This window comes from Mesorhizobium sp. M7A.F.Ca.CA.002.15.2.1, from assembly GCF_003998715.1.
GTDB lineage: Bacteria > Pseudomonadota > Alphaproteobacteria > Rhizobiales > Rhizobiaceae > Mesorhizobium > Mesorhizobium ciceri.
This window is the reverse complement of the sequence record NZ_RZPI01000499.1, coordinates 1-4300: the sequence shown is the minus strand read 5'-3', so window position 1 is coordinate 4300 and position 4300 is coordinate 1. Positions and strand designations below refer to the sequence as shown.

General features: G+C 64.4%; 4 protein-coding genes and 2 pseudogenes. 4 read left to right on the top strand and 2 right to left on the bottom strand.

The annotated features are described in order from the left end of the window. Together ENZ74_RS23630 and ENZ74_RS23625 are read left to right on the top strand one after the other, a co-directional pair. A pseudogene (locus ENZ74_RS23630) lies at positions 1–244 on the top strand (N-acetyl-gamma-glutamyl-phosphate reductase); the annotation flags it as partial. Next, on the top strand, positions 241–1083 hold the full coding sequence (locus tag ENZ74_RS23625) for an aminoglycoside phosphotransferase family protein (protein ID WP_199489656.1): 843 nt from the start codon (positions 241–243) through the stop codon (positions 1081–1083). The pseudogene ENZ74_RS23630 and the gene ENZ74_RS23625, both read left to right, overlap by 4 nt. Positions 1084–1108: 25 nt before the next feature. On the opposite strand, the gene ENZ74_RS23620 is transcribed toward ENZ74_RS23625, so the two are convergent. Further along, entirely contained in the window at positions 1109–2200 is a 1092-nt protein-coding gene (locus ENZ74_RS23620) for a COX15/CtaA family protein (RefSeq protein WP_082826667.1), read from the bottom strand. A 198-nt stretch (positions 2201–2398) separates the two neighbouring features. Between ENZ74_RS23620 and ENZ74_RS23615 the strand changes: the two genes are divergently transcribed. Next, complete coding sequence (locus ENZ74_RS23615; RefSeq protein WP_063167779.1) at positions 2399–2614, top strand: DUF2842 domain-containing protein; 216 nt, start codon at positions 2399–2401, stop codon at positions 2612–2614. 15 nt (positions 2615–2629) lie between these two features. Here the strand turns inward: ENZ74_RS23615 and ENZ74_RS23610 are convergent, their stop codons facing one another. Continuing rightward, positions 2630–3688, bottom strand: coding sequence for a polysaccharide deacetylase family protein (locus tag ENZ74_RS23610; RefSeq protein ID WP_063167778.1), 1059 nt, complete (start codon positions 3686–3688; stop codon positions 2630–2632). A 91-nt stretch (positions 3689–3779) separates the two neighbouring features. On the opposite strand from ENZ74_RS23610, the pseudogene ENZ74_RS23605 reads away from it, so the two are divergent. Further along, positions 3780–4300, top strand: a pseudogene (locus ENZ74_RS23605) (GNAT family N-acetyltransferase); the annotation flags it as partial.

Below are 4300 nucleotides of genomic sequence, written 5' to 3'. Positions count from 1 at the left end.
TGCGGCGATTGCCGACCAGTTCGCCGCCATCAAGGGCGGTGTGGTCGAGGTGGCGCCCTATGCGCATTCGGAGCGCATGCCGGAGATCGATCCGGAGATCTACAACGGCACCAACCGGATGAAGGTCTATGTCTTCGCCAACGACAAACGGGCGCAGGCCCTGCTGCTGGCGGTCTACGACAATCTCGGCAAGGGCGCCTCGGGTGCCGCCGTCCAGAACATGGATCTGATGCTCGGCCTCTGATGGACACGCCAGCCTTTCCGGCGCGCTGGAAAGTCAGCGCGCCCGAACTCGTTGCCGAGACCTTTTCGAGCCGCATCTGGAAGGTTTTGCGCGAAGACGGATCGCCGGCGATCGTCAAGGCGCTGAAGCCTTTCGATGACGTCGCCGACGAGTTGCGCGGAGAGCACTATCTCGCCTGGCGGCGCGGCGAAGGCGCGGTGCGTCTGCTCGGCCGCGACGGCCACAGCATGCTGCTCGAATATGCCGGTGAAACCCTGCTGCAGCAGGTTCTCGACGAACAGGGCGACTTTGCCGCGACCGCAATCGCGGCGGAGCTGATGGCAAAACTGTTTTCACGGGGGAAAGCCCCCTACCCGCCCGAGCTTCAGCCGCTCCGGGAACGCTTCGCCAGCCTGTTCGACAAGGCGAATACCGATCGCGACGCCGGCCTTGACAGCCTCTATGTCGAGGCAGCCGTCATCGCCGAGCGGCTGCTGGCCGATCCGCACGACATCAGGCCCCTGCATGGCGATCTGCATCACGAAAACATCCTGCACGGGCCGCGCGGCTGGCTGGCGATCGATCCGAAGGGCGTGCTCGGCGATCCCGGCTTCGACGCGGCGAACATGTTCTACAACCCGCTCGACCGGGACGATCTCTGCCTCGATCCGAAGCGGATCGCTGATATGGCCGAGATCTTTGCCAGAACACTGAGCCAGACACCGACCGCTATCCTCGATCATGCCATTGCCTATGGATGCCTGTCGGCGTCCTGGCATCACGAGGACGACAATGCGGTCGAGGAGAATCGCGAATTGTCGATCGTCAAGGCGATCCGGGCGGTGCGGGCAAGCTTCTGATCCGACCCAGTAGATCGGCTCGGGATCAGCCCCTGAGCGCTATTCCCGTCGGCAAGGGATAGGCGCCCTTGGTGCCGCGCCAATGGGCTGCTGCAAAGCCCAGCACGATCAGCGCAAATCCCTGATGGGTCAGCGCCATATGCAACGGCACATGCATGAGCAGCGTGCCGACGCCGATCGAGGCCTGCACCAGCACCAGTAGAAACAGCAGCGTCGCGCGGCGCGCATGCGTCGAGCCTGGCAGCCGCCGGCGCGTGGCGATCATGTGCCACAAGGCCACGACGAATACCGTGTAAGCGCCAAGCCGATGGACGAACTGCACCGTCTTCGGGCTCTCGAAGAAGTTGCGCCATGCCGGCTCGAGGATCAGCAGATCGCCGGGAATGATCTTGCCGTCCATCAGCGGCCAGGTGTTGTAGCTCAGACCCGCATCGAGCCCGGCGACCAGGCCGCCGAGATAGATCTGGATCAGCGCCAGCAGCACGATGAAGCCGGCCAGCCTCTGCGTCGACCTATCGGCGGCAGGCTCGGAATGCGGCGCCAACCCGCGCGCGACCACCATGGTGGCGGTGAAGATCAGTGCGGCAAGGGTCAGGTGGGTCGCCAGGCGGTACTGGCTGACGGAGACCCGGTCGACCAGGCCAGAGGCCACCATCCACCAGCCGATGGCGCCTTGCAGGCCGCCAAGCAGCAGAATGCCCACGAGTTTCCGACCCAGGCCGCGCTCGATGCGGCGCGTTGCCCAGAAAAACAGCAGCGGCAAGGCGAAGACCAGGCCGACGCTGCGCGCCAGGATGCGATGCGCCCATTCCCACCAGAAGATCGATTTGAACGCTTCGATGCCCATGCCCTTGTTGAGCTCGGCATATTGCGGGATCTGCTGGTAGAGCTGGAATTCCTCTTGCCACTCGGCATCGTTGAGCGGCGGGATCACGCCATGGATCGGCTTCCACTGCGTAATCGACAGGCCGGAATCGGTGAGCCTGGTGGCGCCGCCGACCAGCACCAGCGCAAACAGCACCAGAAGCACCACATAGAGCCAGGCGCGCAGCAGCGCCCGGTTATGCAGGTCGCGGTCGCGGGCGACGTATGGCGCGGCAGCTGATATGGCAGCCATGATCTTGTCCCGGCAGGTTGATTTGGCGGATTGGTGGACCATCGCACCCGTGCTGGCAAGACCATCCGGCGCGGCACGCCGTCGCGCCGCGTCTCACCGGTTGCGCAGTCTCGCCTCAAGGCCTATGCGAGGCCGTTACCCCTTGAGCCTGCCAGGCCGCCTGTGCAAATTCCGGCATGCTCGATCAGGAGACCAACCATGCCCCTGCGCCTGAAAAAGCTGATCGGAATGTTTCTGCTGGTGGCGCTGGTCATCATCTATGCGCTGGTCGCATCGATCTTCGCGGTCGCCCGGCTGTCGGAGTCGGGTCCGTGGGTGCATTTCCTGTTCTTCCTGCTCAGCGGCCTGGTCTGGGTGCTGCCGGCAATGGGCATCATCAAATGGCTGATGCTGGAGCCGAGGGCCAAGCGCTAGGCGAAACCGCCAGCGTCAGATGGTGACGACCATCTTGCCGGCATTGGCGAGCGGCGTCGTCACGCCCGACAGCATGGTGCGAATATGGGCGAGGCTCTGATAGCGGCCGTTGACGGAAATCCGCGGCAAAGCCTGCAGGAACCCGGCATGTTCGGCGCGCAGCACGCCGTGGCGCGTCGTCACGGCAGAGGTGTAGCCTGCGTCACGGGCAAAGCCGACTTCGCGACAGCCTACGGCACTCGCATAGCCATAGGGGTAAGCGAAATGGCGGGGCTCTTCGCCCAGTTCGGCCAGCAACATGGCGCGCACGGCGCCGATCTCGTGCCGGGCATCGGCTTCGGAGAGCCGCTTCAGATTGCTGTGGTTGATCGTATGGGCGCCGATCGTCACCAGCGGATGCGCGGCGATGCGGCGGATTTCGTCCCAGTTCATCAATGTGCGCAGGCGCGGACCGTCGGCGTCGATGCCATTTGCGCGAGCCAGATCGCGCAACACCGCCTGCAGGTCCTTCTCGCGGATTTCGGAGGTGAGATAGGCGTGCAGGCGTGCATTGGCCTGCAGCTTCTTCGCGGGGGTCGAGCAATCGATCGTCAGCGGACCCTTCGGCCGCGTCAGCGTCAAGGTATCGCGCGCGTTGACGATGTCCTCGACAACGTCCCACCACAGGTCGGCTGTGCCGTTGATCAGCCCGGGCGCGACATAGATGGTGATCGGCGCGCCGTGCTTCTCCAGCACCGGCAGCGCCTCGACCATATTGTCGCGATAGGCATCGTCGGCGGTGATCGTGGCAAACTGACCGCCTTTGCCGCCCGCCTTGATGCGCTCGACGGCTTCGTCCATGGAGACGAAGGCATAGCCATGCGCCTTCATGTCGGCGATCATGGCATCGAGGAACCCGGGCGCGATATTCAGATGCCGGTTGACGCCGTCCGGCTTTTCCGGCGTCGCGGTAACACGGTGCAGCATCAGGATGGCGCCAATGCCGCCGATGAACGGCTTGGCCAGCGGTGCAAGGCCGGTATAGCGGGCGACGTTCAGCGCCAGTTTCCGGATTGCCTCCCCGCCGTCGATCATTCATTCACCTTTTGCGCCTAGGCTGATCCAAGCACGGAATGCGCCTATGCGAACCCCCAAATCGCGACCAATACGCCCTAAGGATTGAGGTATGGTTGACGCAACTGCGTCATTTGACGGCAATCGGCTTGCGGCAACCGAGGCATCGTCGCGCGCCTTGCCACGGGACCGTGCCGGCCTGTCGATCTCGGTGGCGTCCACGGACGGACTGGCGGCCTATGCCGAGTTCTGCCGCTCGGCTCTGTTTGGTCCGGCGCAGAGTGCTGCCTGGATCCTGAACTGGGCGGCCGAGACACGACCGGACCTGCTCGTCGCGACGCTGAGTGCCGAGGGCAAACCGGTTTTTTCGCTGGCGCTGGAGGTTGCCTCGAAGGGGCCGTTCCGGATCGCCCGCTTCATGGGTGGGCGCCACGCCAACGGCAACTTCGTCGCCGCGGACCCGAACTGGCTGGCCAAGGTGGATATGCCGGCCCTCCGATCGGTGCTGGCGGCCATCGCCGAGGCACGCCCGGACATCGATCTGGTCGCGCTCGAGCGGTTGCTGCCCGATCTCGACGGCCAGCGACAGATTGGGGCTGGAAAAATGGTCAAGCGATGCGAGCGGATTGGCGA